This is a genomic window from Comamonas sp. JNW (assembly GCF_003105075.1).
GTDB lineage: Bacteria > Pseudomonadota > Gammaproteobacteria > Burkholderiales > Burkholderiaceae_C > Comamonas > Comamonas squillarum.
On the sequence record NZ_QETI01000022.1, the window covers coordinates 1 to 19,091 of the forward strand.

At 64.1% G+C, this 19,091-nt stretch carries 17 protein-coding genes, 2 pseudogenes and 1 riboswitch; of the genes and pseudogenes, 13 read left to right on the forward strand and 6 right to left on the reverse strand.

All coding sequences use genetic code 11. From position 1 onward, the window contains the following. Positions 1 to 281, forward strand: a pseudogene (locus DCO45_RS23285) (DUF937 domain-containing protein); the annotation flags it as partial. On the opposite strand, the pseudogene DCO45_RS23400 reads toward DCO45_RS23285, so the two are convergent. Further along, a pseudogene (locus tag DCO45_RS23400) lies at positions 219 to 602 on the reverse strand (hypothetical protein); the annotation flags it as partial. The pseudogenes DCO45_RS23285 and DCO45_RS23400 sit on opposite strands and share 63 nt — an antisense overlap. Here DCO45_RS23400 and DCO45_RS21415 point away from each other — a divergent pair. The 5 genes from DCO45_RS21415 to DCO45_RS21435 all read left to right on the forward strand — a co-directional run bounded on the left by DCO45_RS21415 (position 529) and on the right by DCO45_RS21435 (position 5,977). Next, on the forward strand, positions 529 to 1,233 hold the full coding sequence (locus DCO45_RS21415; RefSeq protein ID WP_116927712.1) for a response regulator: 705 nt from the start codon (positions 529 to 531) through the stop codon (positions 1,231 to 1,233). The pseudogene DCO45_RS23400 and the gene DCO45_RS21415 overlap by 74 nt on opposite strands. An 18-nt stretch (positions 1,234 to 1,251) precedes the next feature. After that, a riboswitch (S-adenosyl-L-homocysteine riboswitch) is annotated at positions 1,252 to 1,350 on the forward strand. A gap of 73 nt (positions 1,351 to 1,423) precedes the next feature. Next, positions 1,424 to 2,854 carry an adenosylhomocysteinase gene (gene ahcY, locus DCO45_RS21420; protein ID WP_116927713.1) on the forward strand — a complete coding sequence of 477 codons (1,431 nt, stop codon included), beginning with the start codon at positions 1,424 to 1,426 and terminating at the stop codon, positions 2,852 to 2,854. A 134-nt stretch (positions 2,855 to 2,988) separates the two neighbouring features. Then, positions 2,989 to 4,191, forward strand: a complete 1,203-nt coding sequence (locus tag DCO45_RS21425) for a TlyA family RNA methyltransferase (RefSeq protein ID WP_116927714.1) — start codon at positions 2,989 to 2,991, stop codon at positions 4,189 to 4,191. 24 nt (positions 4,192 to 4,215) lie between these two features. Continuing rightward, positions 4,216 to 5,043: a methylenetetrahydrofolate reductase [NAD(P)H] gene (gene metF / locus DCO45_RS21430; protein ID WP_021026904.1), complete on the forward strand. Its 828-nt coding sequence runs from the start codon at positions 4,216 to 4,218 to the stop codon at positions 5,041 to 5,043. A gap of 70 nt (positions 5,044 to 5,113) precedes the next feature. Next, a complete protein-coding gene (locus DCO45_RS21435) occupies positions 5,114 to 5,977 on the forward strand; it encodes a septal ring lytic transglycosylase RlpA family protein (RefSeq protein WP_232539523.1) in 864 nt (287 codons plus the stop codon). A gap of 105 nt (positions 5,978 to 6,082) precedes the next feature. Here DCO45_RS21435 and rlmJ read toward each other — a convergent pair whose 3' ends face one another. Beyond that, complete coding sequence (gene rlmJ, locus DCO45_RS21440; RefSeq protein ID WP_021026902.1) at positions 6,083 to 6,970, reverse strand: 23S rRNA (adenine(2030)-N(6))-methyltransferase RlmJ; 888 nt, start codon at positions 6,968 to 6,970, stop codon at positions 6,083 to 6,085. Positions 6,971 to 7,302: 332 nt separating this feature from the next. Here rlmJ and rplM point away from each other — a divergent pair, with 332 nt between their 5' ends. From rplM to mdtD, 4 genes are all read left to right on the forward strand, one after another. Further along, positions 7,303 to 7,731 carry a 50S ribosomal protein L13 gene (rplM, locus tag DCO45_RS21445; RefSeq protein WP_021026901.1) on the forward strand — a complete coding sequence of 143 codons (429 nt, stop codon included), beginning with the start codon at positions 7,303 to 7,305 and terminating at the stop codon, positions 7,729 to 7,731. Positions 7,732 to 7,742: 11 nt separating this feature from the next. Then, the gene (gene rpsI, locus DCO45_RS21450; protein ID WP_021026900.1) at positions 7,743 to 8,135 is read left to right on the forward strand and encodes a 30S ribosomal protein S9; all 393 of its coding nucleotides are present in this window, start codon (positions 7,743 to 7,745) and stop codon (positions 8,133 to 8,135) included. Between the two features lie 172 nt (positions 8,136 to 8,307). Beyond that, positions 8,308 to 8,673: an iron-sulfur cluster insertion protein ErpA gene (gene erpA, locus DCO45_RS21455; RefSeq protein WP_021026899.1), complete on the forward strand. Its 366-nt coding sequence runs from the start codon at positions 8,308 to 8,310 to the stop codon at positions 8,671 to 8,673. Positions 8,674 to 8,771: 98 nt separating this feature from the next. Beyond that, entirely contained in the window at positions 8,772 to 10,196 is a 1,425-nt protein-coding gene (gene mdtD, locus DCO45_RS21460) for a multidrug transporter subunit MdtD (RefSeq protein WP_021026898.1), read from the forward strand. A gap of 3 nt (positions 10,197 to 10,199) precedes the next feature. Here the strand turns inward: mdtD and DCO45_RS21465 are convergent, their stop codons facing one another. Continuing rightward, positions 10,200 to 11,321, reverse strand: coding sequence for an anhydro-N-acetylmuramic acid kinase (locus tag DCO45_RS21465; protein WP_116927716.1), 1,122 nt, complete (start codon positions 11,319 to 11,321; stop codon positions 10,200 to 10,202). A gap of 110 nt (positions 11,322 to 11,431) precedes the next feature. Continuing rightward, positions 11,432 to 12,796, reverse strand: coding sequence for a M23 family metallopeptidase (locus DCO45_RS21470; protein ID WP_116927717.1), 1,365 nt, complete (start codon positions 12,794 to 12,796; stop codon positions 11,432 to 11,434). 246 nt (positions 12,797 to 13,042) lie between these two features. On the opposite strand from DCO45_RS21470, the gene tyrS reads away from it, so the two are divergent. Then, on the forward strand, positions 13,043 to 14,275 hold the full coding sequence (gene tyrS / locus DCO45_RS21475; protein WP_116927718.1) for a tyrosine--tRNA ligase: 1,233 nt from the start codon (positions 13,043 to 13,045) through the stop codon (positions 14,273 to 14,275). Between the two features lie 261 nt (positions 14,276 to 14,536). On the opposite strand, the gene DCO45_RS21480 is transcribed toward tyrS, so the two are convergent. Together DCO45_RS21480 and DCO45_RS21485 are read right to left on the reverse strand one after the other, a co-directional pair. Beyond that, positions 14,537 to 15,520, reverse strand: coding sequence for a tripartite tricarboxylate transporter substrate binding protein (locus DCO45_RS21480; RefSeq protein ID WP_116927719.1), 984 nt, complete (start codon positions 15,518 to 15,520; stop codon positions 14,537 to 14,539). Between the two features lie 156 nt (positions 15,521 to 15,676). Beyond that, positions 15,677 to 16,651, reverse strand: a complete 975-nt coding sequence (locus tag DCO45_RS21485) for a LysR substrate-binding domain-containing protein (RefSeq protein ID WP_116927720.1) — start codon at positions 16,649 to 16,651, stop codon at positions 15,677 to 15,679. Positions 16,652 to 16,923: 272 nt separating this feature from the next. Between DCO45_RS21485 and DCO45_RS21490 the strand changes: the two genes are divergently transcribed. Both DCO45_RS21490 and glmU read left to right on the forward strand, forming a co-directional pair. After that, a complete protein-coding gene (locus DCO45_RS21490) occupies positions 16,924 to 17,346 on the forward strand; it encodes a DUF2917 domain-containing protein (RefSeq protein WP_116927721.1) in 423 nt (140 codons plus the stop codon). Positions 17,347 to 17,619: 273 nt separating this feature from the next. After that, positions 17,620 to 19,038, forward strand: a complete 1,419-nt coding sequence (glmU, locus tag DCO45_RS21495; protein WP_116927722.1) for a bifunctional UDP-N-acetylglucosamine diphosphorylase/glucosamine-1-phosphate N-acetyltransferase GlmU — start codon at positions 17,620 to 17,622, stop codon at positions 19,036 to 19,038. Positions 19,039 to 19,091: the final 53 nt, after the last annotated feature.

The following is a 19,091-nucleotide window of genomic DNA, read 5'->3' on the forward strand; positions in this document are numbered from 1 at the left end:
TCTTTGGCGGCCAGCAAGACCAGGCCTCGGCCAGTCTAGGCCAGGCCACAGGCTTGGGGGCCAATGCCGGCAACCTGCTCAAGATGCTGGCACCGCTGGAGACGTCGGTCCTTGCGCAGCTGCTCCTGGCGGGCATCGCCATCGAGCAGGCCCTGGGTGGCCAGGGCCGCCAGCAGCGCGCCATGCCCCGCAGGGGCGACGCCGCGCAGCTGGATATTGGCGCGGCTGGTCAGCTCCAGCAGGCCGGCGCCATGCTCGCTGGCCAGCTCGGCCAAGCGTAGCGCCTGCCCGGCCGACAGCCTGCCCAGCGGTGGGCGCACCCGCACCACCAGCCCATCGCCAGAAGCCATGGGCTGCCAGGCGCCAGGGCACCAGCCTTGGGTCTGTGGAAGGGGGGAGGGTGGGGTGGCAAACATGGAGCAGGCGGCAGCGCAGTCGCAATGCCGGGGTGCTGAAGTGTAGCGAAGTGCCCGCTTGCTGCCGGCCAGCAGGCACAAACCACCCCGGTTTTTTGTCACAATCGGGCGCATGACGCTTGCTGCCCCCCGCATCCTCTTGGTGGACGATGATCCGCATATCCGCCGCTTTGTGCGTCTGGCCATGGAGGACGAAGGCTGGCAGGTCTTTGAGGCCGACAGCGCAAGGCGTGGCCTGATTGAGGCGGCCAGCCGCCAGCCCGATGCGCTGGTGCTGGACCTGGGCCTGCCCGATGCCGATGGCAAGACGCTGATCACCGAGCTGCGCGGCTGGAGCGGCCTGCCGGTGCTGGTGCTCTCGGCCCGCGACCAGGAGGACGAGAAAGTGGCGGCGCTCGATGCGGGCGCTGACGACTACCTGAGCAAACCCTTTGGCGTGCCCGAGCTGCTGGCGCGCCTGCGCGTGATGCTGCGCCGCAGCCAGCGCAGTGGCGGCGAGCAGCCTGGCAGTACGGTGCACTTTGGCGATGTGGAGGTGGACCTGGCAACGCACGAGGTGCGCCAGGCCGGGACGGCGGTGCATTCGACGCCGATCGAGTTCCGGCTGCTCGCGGCGCTGATCGCCGGCCAGGGCCGGGTGCTGACGCATCGCCAGCTGTTGCTGCAGGTCTGGGGGCCGGAGTACCTGGACCGGCCGCACTACCTGCGCGTGCACATGGCCAACCTGCGCCAGAAGATCGAGGCCGAGCCGGCCCAGCCCCGGCACCTGCTCACCGAGCTGCAAGTGGGCTACCGCCTGGTGGGGTTACAGGGCTGATGCCCTTATAATCGCGTTCCATCCGAGGAGCGTTGCAGCGTTTCCCAGTCTGGCCAGGCGCCAGACCACCATGGGGCGTGAGGCTCGGATTTCATCTCGCAACGACGCTCACCCACGCTTTCTGTGCGGTGAGATGGTTCTTCCCTTCTTCCGCGGAACGTGGTTTTTCATTCAATTTTTGGAGAAAACCATGAACGCTGCTGTTCGCTTCAATCCCGCTGACTCCGCGATTACCGATATTTCCCTGGCCGCTTGGGGCCGCAAGGAAATCAAGATCGCCGAAACCGAAATGCCTGGCCTGATGGCCGTGCGTGAAGAGTTCGCCGCTGCCCAGCCCTTGAAGGGCGCGCGCATCACCGGCTCGCTGCACATGACCATCCAGACCGCCGTGCTGATCGAGACGCTGACGGCGCTGGGCGCCCAAGTGCGCTGGGCCTCGTGCAACATCTTCTCGACCCAGGACCACGCAGCAGCGGCCATCGCCGAGACCGGCGTGCCCGTGTACGCGATCAAGGGCGAGTCGCTCAAGGACTACTGGGACTACACCCACGCGATCTTTGAATTCGGCGCCAAGGGCACCGAAGGCGAAGGCCCGAACATGATCCTGGACGACGGCGGCGATGCCACCATGCTGATGCACCTGGGCAAGAAGGCCGAGAAGGACATCTCCGTGCTGGCCAACCCCGGCAGCGAAGAAGAGAAGATCGTGTTTGCCGCGATCAAGGCCAAGCTGGCCGTCGATCCGACCTGGTACAGCCGCAAGTCGGCCCAGATCCTGGGCGTGACCGAAGAGACCACTACTGGCGTGCACCGCCTGAACGAAATGTCGGCCAACGGCTCGCTGCTGTTCCGCGCGATCAACGTCAACGACTCGGTGACCAAGTCCAAGTTCGACAACCTCTACGGCTGCCGCGAATCGCTGGTGGACGGCATCAAGCGCGCCACCGATGTGATGATCGCCGGCAAAGTGGCCGTGGTCGCTGGCTACGGTGACGTGGGCAAGGGCTGCGCCCAGGCGCTGACTGCGCTGCGCGCGCAAGTCTGGGTGACCGAGATCGACCCGATCAATGCCCTGCAAGCGGCGATGGAAGGCTACAAGGTCGTGACCATGGAGTACGCCGCTGACAAGTGCGATATCTTCGTGACCACCACTGGCAACAAGGACATCATCCGCCACGAGCACATGGTCGCGATGAAGGACGAGGCCATCGTCTGCAACATCGGCCACTTCGACAACGAAATCGATGTCGCATCGATCGAAAAGTACGAGTGGGAAGAGATCAAGCCGCAAGTCGACCACATCACCTTCCCCGATGGCAAGAAGATCATCCTGCTGGCCAAGGGCCGCCTGGTGAACCTGGGTTGCGCCACCGGCCACCCCAGCTTTGTGATGTCCAACTCCTTTGCCAACCAGACGCTGGCGCAGATCGAGCTGTTCACCCGCCCCGACGCCTACGAAGTGGGCAAGGTCTATGTGCTGCCCAAAGTGCTGGACGAGAAGGTCGCACGCCTGCACCTGAAGAAGGTCGGCGCCCAGCTGACCGAGCTGACCCAGGCGCAAGCGGACTACATCGGCGTGAAGAAGGAAGGCCCTTACAAGCCTGAAACCTACCGTTATTAAATTGAGCGGTAATCCCAGCGCCTGGTGACACCGTTGTGTGCCGCTAGGCGCTGCAGCCCTGTTGGGCATTTGTTGTGAAGACGGGCTGCTCCGCTTGGGCGGGCCAGCCGGTCGTTTTGATTGAAGGAACGCGCATGCGCGCAGATGTGTTTTTGGTGGAAACGGGCCTGGCGTCGACCCGCTCGCAGGCGCAGCGCCTGATTGCTGCGGGTGTGCAATGGCGCACCACCTCGCTGGCCCCCTGGATCAAGGTGGCCAAGAACGGGGACGAGATTCCAGCAGGCGCCCAGGTGGAGCTGCTCGATGACTCGGAAGCCAAGTACATCTCGCGCGGCGGCTTGAAGCTCGAAGGCGCGCTGGTGGCGACCGGCCTGGTGGTCCGGGACCTGCGCTGCCTGGACGTGGGCCAGAGCACCGGTGGCTTTACCGACTGCCTGCTGCAGGCCGGTGCCCAGCAGGTGATCGGTGTCGATGTCGGCACGGGCCAGCTGCACGAGCGCCTGCGCGCCGATGCGCGCGTGGTCTGTGTCGAGGGCTTCAATGCCCGCGCGCTGACGCCCGAGTCCTTGCAGGCGGCCTGCGATCTGGCTTTGACCGAGATCGTCTTGGAAGAAGAGGACAACGACACCCAGCCGGTGGCCCCTTATGCCTGGATGCGCAATGGCGGCCAGATCGATGAGGAATACGACGACAGCCAGGACGCCAAAGAGCAGGAGATCGAGGACTTCAAGGCAGAGCGCAATGCCAAGCAGCGCGCCAAGGCAGAAGGCACGGCTCCGGTCGAGCGCCGCCGCCGCGCCGGCACCGAGAACGTCGATATCCGCCCCGAGTTTGACTTTGTCACCGGCGATCTGTCCTTTATCTCGCTGACCCTCGTGCTGCCAGCGGTGGTGAGCGTGCTCAAGCCCGGCGGCCAGCTGCTGATGCTGGTCAAGCCCCAGTTCGAGCTGCAGCCCGGCCAGATAGGCAAGGGCGGCATTGTGCGCGACAAGGCCTTGTACGCCGAGGTGGAACAGCGCATCCGCGCCTGCCTCGCCGAGCTGGGCCTGGAGGTCAAGCAATGGCTGGATTCGGTCATCGATGGCGGTGACGGCAACCATGAGTTCTTTGTGCATGCCCAGCAAGGCGCGGTCGTCAAGACGCCCGTGCCTGCAGCTGCCGATGCCGGTGCGGATGCCCCGGCAGCGCCTGCGAAAAAGGCCGCTGCCAAGCGCCCCTCGCGTGCCGATATGCGTGCCAAGCGTGATCTGCAGGAGCTGTATGTGGACCCAGAAGCGGCCAGCTTTGGCCAGCCCGGCCCGGCACGCAGCAAGCAGAAAAAACGCAACGAGCGCTGAGTATTGACGACCTGGAAGACGGCCATGACCTTTCCCATCAGTTTTGAATTTTTCCCGCCCAAGACGCCCGAAGGCGCTGACAAGCTGCGCGTGGTGCGCCAGGCGCTGTATGCGCGCAAGCCCCAGTTCTGCTCGGTGACCTATGGGGCCGGCGGCTCCACGCAAGAGGGCACCTTTGGCGTGGTCAAGGCCATCCTTGATGAGGGCGTGGATGCGGCATCGCACTTCTCCTGCGTGGGCGCGACCAAGCAGACCGTGCGTGCGCAGCTGCAGCAGCTCAAGGACATGGGCGTCAAGCGCCTGGTGGCCTTGCGCGGCGACTTGCCCAGTGGCTATGGCCTGGGTGGCGAGTTTCACTACGCCAGCGATCTGGTGACGTTTATCCGCGACGAATTCGGCCAGGATTTCCACATCGAAGTGGCCGCCTACCCGGAGATGCACCCGCAGGCGCGCAACCCTGAAGCGGACCTGCAGGCCTTTCTGGCCAAGGTGAAAGCCGGTGCCGATTCGGCCATCACGCAGTACTTCTTCAACGCCGATGCCTTTTGCAGATTTCAAGAAGATTTACAAAAACGCGGGGTAGACCTGCCGGTCATCCCGGGTATTATGCCGATCACCGGATCGACGCAGCTGATGCGCTTTTCGGATGCCTGCGGTGCCGAGATCCCGCGCTGGATTCGTCTGCGACTGCAAGGCTATGGAGATGATGTTGCCAGCATCCGCGCCTTTGGCCTGGATGTGGTGACCCAGATGTGCGAGGACCTGCGCCGCCGTGGTGCCGTCGGCCTGCACTTCTACACCATGAACCAAAGCGCAGCCACACTGGCGATCTGCGACCGGCTGGGGCTGTAGCCAACAGCGCTGTGGTCTTGCAGCGCGGTGGCCCCGAATGTGCCGAACGCGGAAAGACCAGGAGTTGCTGTTGCCCTCATCCACACGATCGCGATGCCGAGGCTGGCTGGCCGCTGTCAGCCTGGCCGCGCTCGCCGGTGGCTGCGTGCATGTGCCCAGCGACAGCGACGGCGCTGCGCCCGATGGCACGGCGCCCGATGGCGTGACGCAGAGCACAGCGCAAGGCCCTGTGCATCCCGAAGCCGCATTCACAGCCCCCGAGCGCTCGGCCGCCGAGTCGGCCATCACCTCCACCGCGCCTGAAGAGCTGGCCGCGCTGTCCGGTGAGCGCCGTGGCCTGGGCCTGGTGCTGCCGCCGTCGGCGCCGCTCAGCAGCATCGATGGGCTCTCGCGCCCTTGGGATGTGCCCGATATTCCTCCCGCCCTCAAGCAAGACCCTTACCGCTCGGCCGACCAGCAAGGCATGGCCTCCTGGTATGGCGGCCAGTTCCATGGCCGCAAGACGGCCAATGGCGAGCGCTTTGACAAGGAAGGCCTGACGGCAGCCCACAAAACCCTGCCTTTTGGCACCCAGGTCTGCGTGCGCAGCATGGTCACCGGCAAGGCCGTGGTGGTGCGCATCAATGACCGGGGCCCTTATGCAGGCGACCGCATCATCGACCTGAGCCAGGGCGCAGCCCAGGAGCTGGGCATGCTGGGCCTGGGCATCAAGCCGGTGGAGCTCTGGACCCTGGACGACGATGACGACGACTGCCCCTCGTTTGTGCTGGCCGGGCGGCGCGGCAGCGGGGCACTGGCCGGTGATGCCGCGCCCCGCAGTCACCAGGCGGCCAAGGCCGCGGCACACCCTGGCCGCGTGCGGGCCGTGGTACCCGCCACCAAGGCCCGGGCCAAGCCTGCCAAAGCCGCACCCGCAGCACGGCGCAAAAAGTAAAACTGCAGCACACAAAAGCAAAAACGCAGGCCCATCTTTGTCGACGGCCTGCGTTTTTCTGTCCGGGATTGACCCGGGCGGCGGTGTCTTTCCCGCCTGCGCTGCTTACTTGCCGCCGCTCTCCAGCACATAGCCGGCATTGCTGTCCTGCTGCAGCAGCTCGGCCATCTGGGGCAGGGCCACCTTGAGCTGGTCCTTCAGGGTGAACGGCGGGTTGATCAGGAACATGCCGCTGGCGGGCAGACCGGGGCGCTTTTCTTCGCCCTGGCGCATGGCGGTGGTGATCTTGCTGTTCTTGACCGTCAGCTCGGCATTGAGCCAGCTCTTGCCAAACTTGTTGGCCAGGGTCTTGAGGCGGCGCGGCAGGTCATGGGCTTCCTGGCGCGGAATGATCGGGTACCAGACCGCATAGGTGCCGGTGGGAAAGCGCTGCATGCTGTCGGCCACCATGTCGAGCACACGGCCGTAGTCGGTCTTCATCTCGTAGCTGGGGTCGCACAACAAAAAGGCGCGGCGCGATGGCGGGGGCAGAAATTTCTTCACGCCCTCAAAGCCGTCTTCCAGCAGCACCTGGACCTGGCGGCCGGCCTTCAGCTGCGCGATATTGCCACTCAGCGAGCGGCAGTCGGTGGGGTGCAGCTCAAACAGCTTGAGCTTGTCGCGGTCGCCCAGCAGGCGCTGCGCGATAAAGGGCGAGCCCGGGTAGACCTTGTAGGTGTTGCTGGTGTTGAAGGCTTTGACCATGTCCACATAGTCCTGCAGCATGGGGCACAGGTCCTTGGCACCTTCGAGGCGGCGAATGCCCTCGTCGGCCTCGGCGCTGGTGGTGGCGTAGTCGCCGTCCAGGCGGTACAGACCCGCCCCGGCATGGGTGTCCAGTGCAACCAATGCCGCCTCTTTTTGCGTCATGTATTGCAGGGAGGCAATCAGGATGGTGTGCTTGAGCACATCGGCGTGATTGCCGGCATGGAAGGCGTGGCGGTAACTGAACATAGGGCGCCAATGGTAGCGACAAGCGCTGTGCTACGGCGCCAAAGGGGCATGCAGCAGCTGCTACAAGCCCCAAAAACACCGAAAAAATGCCTGAACCGAGTCCATTGGTGGGAAGTAAGGAGGCACTTTACGTCTTGCCGAAAAACTTTTATAATGGAGAGCTTCGCAGCGATTTTTATGAATCCCGCGGCGAGGACTTTGTGTGCAGTGCTTACGCGCCGCATGTGAGGGAGTACCGCCTAAGAGGCTTCCTGCGTGACGAGAGTTGCGTCTAGAAGAAGCACCGACCGCGGAAAAGGATTCGCCAAACCCTCTATTGAAAGAGAAAACTCATGTCTACATTCAGCGCAAAACCCGCTGAGGTGCAACACGAGTGGTTTGTGATTGACGCCACCGATAAGGTGCTCGGACGTGTCGCCAGCGAAGTGGCACTCCGTCTGCGCGGCAAACACAAAGCCATTTACACACCTCACGTTGACACCGGTGACTACATCGTCATCATCAACGCCTCCAAGATCAAGGTCACTGGTACCAAGAACACGGACAAGGTGTACTACCGTCATTCGGGCTTCCCAGGCGGCATCACTGCCACCAACTTCCGCGACATGCAAGTGAAGTTCCCTGGCCGTGCTCTCGAAAAGGCTGTCAAGGGCATGCTGCCCAAGGGTCCTCTGGGCTACGCCATGATCAAGAAGCTGAAGGTCTACGGTGGTGATGAGCATCCTCACACCGCCCAACAGCCTAAAGTGCTGGAAATCTAAGGAGTCCCGAGATGATTGGTGATTGGAACAATGGCACCGGCCGTCGCAAATCCAGCGTCGCCCGTGTGTTTCTGAAGAAGGGCTCCGGCAAGATTGTTGTGAATGGCAAGGACATTCAACAATACTTCGGCCGCGAAACCTCGATCATGATTGCAAAGCAGCCTCTGGTGCTGACCGGCAATGTCGAAACCTTCGACATCCAGGTCAACGTGCACGGCGGCGGTGAATCCGGCCAAGCCGGTGCCACCCGCCACGGCATCACCCGCGCTCTGATCGATTACGATGCAGCACTGAAGTCGCAACTGAGCCAAGCTGGCTTCGTGACCCGTGACGCACGTGAAGTCGAGCGTAAGAAGGTCGGTCTGCACTCTGCACGCCGCGCAAAGCAGTTCTCCAAGCGTTAATTGCTGGCTACTTGCCAAGAACCGCCCCTCGGGGCGGTTTTTTTATGGCTGCTCGCTACGGCTTGGCTATTCCCACACTGCAATTGGCGTCACCCCGCTCGCAGGCTGCGAGAAACATGCGATTGGAGTACCATCCTTTGCAGTACATCAAATAAGACAGGAGTCGTCTCCCATGAGCGAAGTTGCTGAAAACACCATGACGGAAATGCCCACCCCGATTGTCTTTACCGACAGTGCAGCGGCGAAGGTGGCCGATCTGATTGCCGAAGAAGGCAATCCGGATCTGAAGCTGCGCGTGTTCGTGCAAGGCGGCGGCTGCTCGGGCTTCCAGTATGGCTTTACCTTTGACGAGATTGCCAACGACGACGACACGACCATGACCAAGAATGGCGTGTCGCTGCTGATCGATGCGATGAGCTACCAGTACCTGCTGGGCGCCGAGATCGATTACAAGGAAGACCTGCAGGGCGCGCAGTTCGTGATCAAGAACCCGAACGCCACGACCACCTGCGGTTGCGGATCGAGCTTCTCGGTATAAGCCGCGCAGTCTGTGATGGAAGGCATTGCTCCTGTGCTTGCCTTCTGGTCCACCACCTTGCCACAAGCCGCTGTTGACCAGCGGCTTTTGTTTTGTCCATGTCCGCTGAACTGACCCCCCGCCCCGTTGCGCCCCACAAGGAGCGCCTGCTCTGGCTGGTGGCGATTGCCTTTTTTCTGCAGTCGCTCGACGCCACGATCCTGAACATTGCGCTGCCGGCCATGGCCCATTCGCTGGGCCAAAGCCCGCTGAAGATGCAGTCGGTGATCGTCGCCTACTCGCTGACCACGGCGATGCTGATTCCTGCATCGGGCTGGATCGCCGACCGCTTTGGCACGCGCCGCGTCTTCATGTGGGCGATTGCGCTGTTTGTACTGGGCTCGGTGCTGTGCGCGCTCTCGCCCAGCCTGGGCTTTTTGATTGCCGCGCGCGTGGTGCAAGGCGTGGGTGGGGCGATGATGCTGCCCGTGGGGCGCCTGGCGGTGCTGCGCAGCCACCCCAAGGGCGATTTCATCCGCGCGATGAGCTTTATCGCGATTCCTGGCCAGATCGGCCCCTTGCTGGGCCCGACCCTGGGCGGCTGGCTGGTGGAGGTCGCGACCTGGAACTGGATCTTCTGGATCAATGTGCCCGTGGGCCTCTTTGGCGTCTGGGCCGCGCGCCGCTGGATGCCCGAGACCACCTGGTCGGTGCCGCGCAAGTTCGATGGCCTGGGCTATGCGCTGCTGTCGTTTGGCATGGTGGCCATTTCGGTGGCCCTCGATGGCATGTCCGGCATGGGCCTGGGCATGGCGATGGTGGTGGTGCTGATGGTGTTTGGCCTGGCCAGCCTGGCGAGCTACTGGATGCATGCGCTGCGCGTGCCCGAGCCGCTGTTTCCGCCGATGCTGTTCCGCGTGCGCTCGCTGCGCGTGGGCCTGCTGGGCAATCTGTTTGCCCGCTTTGGCACGGGGGCTGCGCCGTTTCTGATTCCGCTGCTGCTGCAGGTGGGCCTGGGCATGGCACCGATGAACGCCGGCATGATGATGCTGGCCACCGTCATGGGCAGCATGCTGGTCAAGCGCTTTGCGGTGCAGACGGTGCAGCACTTTGGTTACCGCCGCGTGCTGCAGGTCAACTCGGTGATGGTCGCCTTCATGCTGGCGAGCTTTGCATTGACCAGCGCCCAGCAGCCGCCCTGGTTGCTGCTGCTGCAGCTGTTTGTATTTGGCGGCTTCAACTCCATGCAGTTCTCGGCGATGAACTCGGTCACCTTGAAAGACCTGGACGGCGAATTTGCCAGCAGCGGCAACAGCCTCTTGTCGATGGTGCAGATGCTGGCCATGGGCATTGGTGTGGCCTTGGCCGGCGCGCTGCTGTCGGGCTATGCCGACCGCTGGATAACCGACCCGGACAAGTCGCTGCGCGCCATCCACGCCACCTTTTTGACCGTGGCTTTGATGACCTTGGCCGCTACCTTGGTGTTCAGCCAGCTCGACAAGGATGAGCCGGTCAAGCCGGCGCCCGATGGCGGGGATGCCTAACCGCTAGCGCGGGTAGATTGCGCCCAGCACCCGGGGCCCGCGTGCACCGGTCACCGCCGGCAGATTGCCCGGCAGGCGCTGCCAGCATTGGCGGGCCAGCCAGGCAAAGGCGCTGGCCTCGACCTGCTGCGGGGGCAGGCCATGTGCGGCCGAACTGTCCACCGCGATGCCGGGCAGCAGATCGGCCAGGCGTTGCAGCAGCTGCTGGTTGAGCGCGCCGCCGCCGCAGACGATCAAGGTCTGGCCCTCGGCTGCGCCATGGCGCTGCATGTCCTGCGCAATCGCCAGCGCGGTGAAGGCGGTCAGGCTGGCCTGCACATCGGCAGGCGCGGCGCCTGGCGCATGGCGCTCGAGCAACGGGGCCAGCCAGGCGGGGTTGAACAGATCGCGCCCCGTGCTCTTGGGCGGTGGCAGCTGGAAAAAAGGCTCTTCCATGAAGGCTGCTAGCAAATCTGGAATCACCTGGCCGCTGGCCGCCCAGTGGCCGCCATCGTCATAGGGATTGCCGGTGTTCAGCTGGCACCAGTGGTCCATCAGCGCATTGCCCGGGCCGCAGTCCCAGCCGCGGATGTCATCGCCGTCGAGGCGGCTGATGTTGGAGATGCCGCCGATATTGAGCACCCAGCGCAGACCGCCTGCCGCGTCGCCACCGCCAAACACGCTGTGGTGAAAGGCGGGCACCAGCGGCGCGCCCTGGCCGCCAGCGGCCACATCGCGGCTGCGGAAATCGGCCACCACGGCAATGCCGCTCAGCTCGGCCAGCAGCGCAGGGTTGTTGAGCTGCAAGGTATAGCCAGTGCCATCCCAGAGGCCGGGCTGGTGGCGCACGGTCTGGCCGTGGGCGCCAATGGCCGTGATGTCGCTCGGCTGCAAGCCACTGCGCGCCAGCAGCCGATCGACCACCTGCGCATAGCTGCGTGCCAGCGCGTTGCCCGCGAGTGCTGCGCGGTGCAGCTCCTGCTCGCCAGCGCTGTTGAGCGCCAGCAGCTCGGCCCGCAGCTCGGGGGCAAAGCCGGTGCTGGCGTACTGCAGCACCTCCATGCGGCCGTCCTGCCACTGGGCAATCACCCCATCCACCCCGTCCAGCGAGGTGCCGGACATCAGGCCCATAAAGCGTTCAGTCATTGTCTTCAAGGTTGCAAAAGCAAAGGCCCCAACAATACCAAGATTGTGGGGGCCTGGGGGCGGTGGCAGCAGTTGTTACGTGCTGCTTACCGGCGGACGGGCGTAGCAGCTTACTGGTTGGCGCTGGTCTCGAGCATCAGCATCTGGTCGTTCAGCGCCAGGCGCATGCTGTTGGCCAGGTTGTCAAACTTGGCGCGGGCCTGGCGGCTGATCGGTTTGCTGGTTTCGCTCTCGGCGACCATGGCCAGCGGGTCACGCTGCTCGCCAGCGACGCGGAATTCAAAGTGCAGGTGCGGGCCGGTGGCCCAGCCGGTCTGGCCGACGGCACCGATCTCGTCGCCCTTGCCCACGCGCGCGCCTTGCTTGACGGCGATGCGGCTCAAATGGGCGTAGACGGTTTCGTGCTTGTTGCCGTGGTCGATGTAGATCACATTGCCGTAGCCGTTTTGCACGCCGGCAAAGGTGACCAGGCCATCGCCCACGGTGCGCACGGGCGTGCCTTGCGGGGCCGCCAGGTCGGTGCCCTTGTGGGCCGACCAGGTCTTGTGGATGGGGTGCACGCGCATGGCAAAGGCGCTGGAGACGCGGGTGTACTTGACCGGCGAGCTGATGTAGCTGCGCTCACCGCTTTCACCGGCGAAGTTGTAATAGGCGCCCTTGTCCTTGGGCGAGTCCTGGAACCACAGCGCCTCATGGGTTTTGCCATTGTTGCGGAACTCGGCGCTCAGCAGGCGCCCGGTGCCCAGCACCTCGCCATCGGCTTCTAGCGTTTCGTAGACCAGCGAGAAGCGGTCACCGGCGCGCAGCGCACGGCGAAAATCGATCTTGTCGGCAAACACCTCGACCATCTGGTTCGAGACGTTGTCGGGCAGGCTGGCCGCATCGGTGGCCGCGTACAGCGAGCTGCGGATGATGCCGCCCGACAGGCGCGTGCCATGGGTCAGCGGCAGGAATTCGGTCAGGGTGTCGAACTTGCCATCGGCCTTGCGGATGCTAAAGCGCTGGAACACATCGCTGCTCTCGCCCGCCCAGCGTACCGTGAGGGTGGTCAGCTCATGGCTTTGGGTGGTCTCGGCGGTGATCTGGCGGCCAGCCTTGCCAATGATGGCGCTGCGCGCCTTGGCATTGCTGCGGATGAAGGCCGCTGCAGCCGGGTCCGCCACGCCCAGGCGGCGCAGCAGGGATTCGGGCGTGTCGTTGCTGCGCACCTCGTCGGTGCGGTACAAAGAAAAACCTGGTCCGTCGACCAGGTCTGCGATCGAAATGTCCGAAGCCAGCGACTCGACGGGGTATTCCACGGTCTGCACAGGCATGTCGGACGGATTGGGGCCCAGCTCAGCCACGGCAAAAGCGGCGCCGCCACCGGTCATCAACATGACGGCGAGGGCAGCAGCGAGACGCTTGGGGTGTGTTTGGGCGGTATTGACCAGCTGGCGAATGACGAGGCTGCCAGCGGTGATGAATCCGTTGTTCAATGTTCCATCCCGGTTATGGATGGCCGTCTTGCCGGCTGCGTAGTCGGAGCCAAAACAAACCGCGTCTGCAGGCGCGGTAAGGTGTTTTTTAACAAGATGGCACAAAAAAATTCATGAACAGCGTTCGCGGGTCTGGATGAAGTCCCCTTGGGACATCGTCTGACAGACGCGGCTAGAATAAAACGCTGCAACGCAAGGGACGCAGTATAACGCCCTCGGCTTTGCTGGCAACCTGAGAAACCCCATATGAATCAATCGACTGTTACAACTTACCCTGTTACCGACCGTGTGCAAGAGGCTTTGCAGGTAAGTCTGCGTGGGGTGGATGAGCTGCTGCCACAGGAGGAATGGGTCAAAAAACTGGCCAAATCCGAGGCGACGGGTGTGCCCCTGCGCATCAAGCTGGGCCTGGATCCCACGGCCCCGGACATCCACATTGGCCACACCGTGGTGCTCAACAAGATGCGCCAGTTGCAGGACCTGGGCCATACCGTGATCTTCCTGATCGGCGATTTCACCACCCTGATTGGCGACCCCTCGGGCCGCAACAGCACCCGGCCGCCGCTGACGGCTGCGCAGATCCAGGTGAACGCTGAGACCTACCGCGAGCAGGCCTACAAGGTGCTCGACCCGAGCAAGACCGAGCTGCGCTACAACAGCGAGTGGTGCGACAAGCTGGGCGCGCGCGGCATGATCGAGCTGTCGGCCAAGTACACCGTCGCGCGCATGATGGAGCGCAACGACTTCCACACCCGTTTCAACGAAGGCAGCTCCATCAGCCTGCACGAGTTCCTCTACCCGCTGCTGCAGGGCTATGACTCGGTGGCGCTCAAGAGCGACCTGGAGCTGGGCGGCACCGACCAGAAGTTCAACCTGATGATGGGCCGCCACCTGCAGGCCGAATATGGCCAGGAATCGCAGTGCGTGCTCACCATGCCGCTTTTGGTGGGCCTGGACGGCGTGCACAAGATGTCCAAGTCCAAGAACAACTACATCGGCATCACCGAAGACGCCAACACCATGTTTGCCAAGGTGCTGTCGATCTCGGACGACCTGATGTGGGACTGGTTCACGTTGCTGTCCTTCATGGGCCTGCCCGAAATCGCCGCGCTCAAGTTGGAGATCGAAGGCGGCCGCAACCCCAAGGACGCCAAGGTGCTGCTGGCCAAGGAAATCACTGCGCGCTTCCACAGCGCGGCTGCAGCCGATGCGGCCGAGCAGGATTTCATCAACCGCAGCAAGGGCGGAATTCCGGACGACATCCCCGAAGTGGCGCTCAGCGGCGCGCCGCTGGGCATTGGCGCGCTGCTCAAGCAGGCCAACCTGGCACCATCGACCAGCGAAGCCAACCGCCTGATCGACGGCGGCGGTGTGCGTGTGGATGGCGTGGTGATCGAAGACAAGGGCCTGAAGCTGCCTGCCGGCACCTTTGTCGTGCAAGTGGGCAAGCGCAAGTTTGCCCGCGTGACCTTGGCCTAAAGCTACCGCCGTTCCCGCCTAAAGCTGGCTTTACCGGGCTGGTCTGGCCAAGCTGGCTGATCGATCAAAGAGCCGCTCCCCTTCGTTGGGGAGCGGCTCTTTTTTCTGAACGCCTCTTTTTGACAGCTGCTGCCACGCGCCAGCCCGCAAGGAAGACCTGGACCCTGGGAGGCTGACGACCAGCACCAGCCGCTGAGCAGCCGGGTGTACGGGTGCGCGGGCCGCGCGCTGGATCGCTTTGAACCAGGCGGGCCTGCAGCCTTACTGCAGCTCAATCTTGGCCTGGGTCGCAATGCGCTTCCACAGCGCAATCTCATCGGCCTGGAACTGGCGCATCTGCGCCGGGCCGCCGCTCATCGCCGTGGCGCCCAGGTTGGCATAAAACTGCTGGGTTTCAGGCTCGGCCGCAATATGCATGAACCAGCCCGCCAGCTTGGCGCTGGTGTCCGCCGGCGTCTTGCTGTTGACCATCGCGCCCACCCCGGTGTAGGCCTCGATGCCGGGCAGGCCCGCTTCGCGGGCGGTGGGCACGTTGGGCAGGGCGGCCACGCGGCTGTCGGAGGCGACGGCCAGGCCCGTCAGCCGCCCGGCCTTGATCAGCTCCTGCACCGAGGTGGCCTCGGCAAAGGCGTAGTCCACCGTGTGGCCGGCCACGGCGGTGGCCACTTCGCCCGCGCCCTTGAAGGGCACATGCACGGTCTGCACCTTGGCCACATCGTTGAACAGCTCACCCATCAGTTGGTAGCCGGCCGAGCCCGCACCAAAGTTGATCTTGCCCGGGTTGGACTGGGCCTTGGCCACCAGATCCTTGAGCTGCCTGGTATCGGCATCCCCCGGCGCCACGACGATGGCCGGGGCGCGCATCATCATCGTCAGCGGCGCAAAGTCCTTTTGCGGGTCATAGGGCAGCTCCTTGAACAGCGCCGTGTTCACCGCCAAGGTGGAGTTGCTGCCAATAAAGACGGTGTAGCCATCGGCCGGAGCAGACAAGGCCTGCTTGACCGCAATAAAGCCATTGCCGCCGGGCCGGTTCTCCACCACCACCGGCTGGCCGCTGAGCTGCTGCAACTTTTTGGCGTAGTAGCGCGCCGACGTATCGGTGCCGCTGCCCGGCCCAAAGGGCACGATGAATTTGATGGGCTTGCTGGGAAAGTCCTGGGCCTGCAGCGCCGGGCTGGCGGTGCCCGCGAGCAGCGCCGCACACAGCGCCAGCGCCTGCCGGCGGCCAAAGCGAGGGTTTAACATAGCTGTCTCCTTGTGTCGTTATCGATGGCTGCCTGCGGGGGTGGAGCGCGCAGGCCGCCGCTTTGACTGTAGGGAGGGGGCTCAGGCTTGTCTAATAGTGAATTGGCCGGGGCTGAGAGGACAGGCGTATCAGCGCGCGCCTTATCCAAGCGGCAATCAGCTGCCGGTGCTATCCCCGATGGCGGTGCGGGTAGCGGCGGCCTGCAGCTGCAGCCAGGCGCAAAAGGCCGTCACTTCGGGGCGCTGCTGGCTGCGCGGGCCGATCAGCAGCCAGTAGGCCAGCGGCGAATCCATGCGGTACTCGGGCAGCACTTCGACCAGATCGCCATTGGCCAGCGCATCGGCCACCAGCGGCATGCGTGCCAGCGCCAGGCCCTGACCGGTGAGGGCGGCTTGTGCGATCTGGTGCGCGTAGTTGAGGTAGAGCCAGCGTTTGGGCTGCAGATTGCCGCAGCCGTGCAGCTCCAGCCAGCGCTCCCAGGTCAGCCAGTCCAGGTGCTGCAGGCGGTGGGCGTCACCTGCCTCGATCAAGGTGTGGCGGGCCACATCGGCGGGCTGGTGGATGCGCGGGTGGCTTTGCAGCAACCAGGGGCTGGCAACGACGGCCAGTTGCTCGCCAAACAAACGCTGGGCGCCGTTGCTGGCATGCTGGGGCAGGCTGTAGCGCAGCGCCAGGTCCACATCCGATGTTTCGAGGTCAAGCACGTTGTCGGTGGCATCGATGCGGATGTCGATCTCAGGGTTGTCGCGCTGGAAGGCCTCCATGCGCGGGATCAGCCACATTGAGGCAAAGCTGGCCCAGGTGGTGATGGCCACACTCTTGCGGCCGCTGGTCTGGCGGATCAGGCGCACGGCAGAGTCGATGCGCTCGATGGCCGGCGACACGGCGCGCTGCAGCTGGGCGCCGGCGCTGGTTAGCTCCACCGCGCGGGTATGGCGCAAAAACAGCGCAATGCCGACCTCGTCTTCCAGCGCCTGGATCTGGCGGCTGACGGCCGACTGGGTCAATGCCAACTCCTCGGCGGCGGCGCGAAAGTTCAGGTAGCGAGCTACCGCCAGAAAAGCACGCAGATGGCCCACGGCGATGGGCCGGGTGCGGAGCAGGGAAGGCGGCAGAGGCAGGTCTGGCATGGTGGAGGCACTGTAGCAAGAAGTACACACTGCGCCAGGGTGTATCCCCGAGGCAGGCCAACCATCATGCTCCTGCTTCGATAGCTGCCGCTGGCTTGGTGTGGCCTTGGAGCTGCGGAAAGCCAAAAACCTAGGGTAAACCATTAATGCTGTGGCTGCATCGATCGGCCCTCTTTTATTCATTGGACGCAGGCGCCGCCAAGGCGCAAGATACGCATATCGGGTAAACCCTAGGATCGCAACGACACCAGGGCCCTGCAAAGGAAATCACCATGGCAATGTCTGCATCTCATGTTCTGTCTGCTGGCTCCATCGCTGCGCGCCCTGCGCGTGCCAGCCGCGCTGCCTCGGCCGCTGCCGAGATGCGCATTCTGCCCACCGGCAAGGCCGTCAGCTTTGTGCCCCAGCGCGACGTCGTGCTGCGCATCTCCGAAGGCACCGCCTGGGTCACCCTGGGTCTGGGGCTGAGCAATGAAGCCAGCCTGCAAGCCGGTGACCTGGTGCTGCACGCCGGTCACACGGTCGTGCTCAAGGCCGGCCAATCGGTCGTTATCGAGAGCAAGCGCCAGGACGCGCTGGTCTACCACTTCCCCAAGAACCAGGGCGGCCAGCCCAACCTGGACGAGCAGCCCGCACGCTGGTTCACGCGCTTCCAATGGGGTAAGACCGACGGCAGCATGCTCTACAACATATAGAGTGACTGACACAGCCCTTGATACGTCGTTGTTCAGCCTTGTCGTACGTTTGTACTGCCTGCGGCTGAACGCCTCGTCTCAACCGCAAACCTTCGGTTTGCTGGGCTGTCTAAGTCCTCATTCGAACACTTGCCCACAACAGCCTGCCTTGCGCAGGCTGTTTTTTGCCCAAAGACAGTGGCTGCTGCGGAAGCTGAAAGCCTGTAGAGCGCGCGATAATCACAGGGTTTTGTCTATTAGAGGCGGTGCCCGCCGCCGCCTCGCTGATCCACCATGACTGCTCCACTCGACATCATCATCATGGCCGCTGGCAAGGGCACGCGCATGAAAAGCCGCCACCCCAAGGTGTTGCAGAAGCTGGCCGGGCGCGCGCTGCTGCAGCATGTGCTCGATACCGCTGCCCAGCTGCAGGCCCGCTCGGCGGTGGTGATCACCGGCCATGGTGCTGACCAGGTGGAGGCGGCCATCGGCCAGAGCAGCGCCGGCATCAGCCAGCTGGCCTTTGCGCGCCAGGAGCCGCAGCTGGGCACGGGCCACGCGGTGCAGCAGGCGGTGCCGTTGCTGGCCGATGAGGGCATGGCGATTGTGCTGTCCGGCGATGTGCCGCTGACGCAGGCGGACACCTTGCAAGGCCTGCTCAATGCCGCGGGCAGCGACCGCATGGCCCTGCTCACCGTCAACATGCCCGACCCCACGGGCTACGGCCGCATTGTGCGCAATGCCGAGGGCACGGTGCAGCGCATCGTCGAGCAAAAGGATGCGAATGCGGACGAGCGTGCGATCACCGAGGTTTACAGCGGCATCATGGCCGTGCCGCTGCGCTGGCTCAAGCCCTGGCTGGCCCAGCTGAACAACCACAACGCCCAGGGCGAGTACTACCTGACCGACGTTGTGGCGATGGCCGTTGCCGACGGCGTGGCGGTGGAAGGCCATTGCATTGCCGATGTGCTGCAGGTGGCCGGCATCAACAGCCCCCAGCAGCTGGCCGAGCTGGAGCGTGCCCACCAGATGCGCCAGGCCCAGGCGCTGATGGCCCAGGGTGTGCGCATGGCCGACCCGGCCCGTTTTGACCTGCGCGACGATGCGCGCGGCGGCAAGGCGCAGCTCATCTGCGGCCAGGATGTCGAGATCGATGTGGGCTGCATCTTTGGCGGCCAGGTGCGCATTGGTGACGGCGCGCGCATTGGCGCCTACTGCCATATCAGCAATGCCGAGATCGCGGCCGATGCGGTGATCCACCCGTTTACGCATATCGACGGCGAGGCTACGGGCGCCCAGGTGGGCGAGGGCGCGCTGGTCGGACCCTTTGCCCGCCTGCGCCCCGGTGCCCAGCTGGGCAAGCAGGTGCACATCGGCAATTTTGTCGAGGTCAAGAACTCGCGCCTGGCCGATGGTGCCAAGGCCAACCACCTGGCCTACCTGGGTGATGCCGAGGTGGGCGAGCGGGTCAACTACGGTGCGGGCAGCATCACCGCCAACTATGACGGCGCCAACAAGCACCGCACCGTGATCGAGGCCGATGTGCATGTGGGCAGCAACTGCGTGCTGGTAGCGCCGCTGACCATTGGCGCCGGCGGCACCGTGGGCGGGGGCTCCACGATCACCAAGAGCACACCGCCGGGCGCCTTGAGCGTGGCGCGCGGCAAGCAGGTCAGCATTGCCAATTGGGCGCGGCCACAGAAGAAGTCTTGAGCCCCAGTGCGCCTGAGCATGTCCGCACAGGCGTCTGGCGTGGACCCGGGATC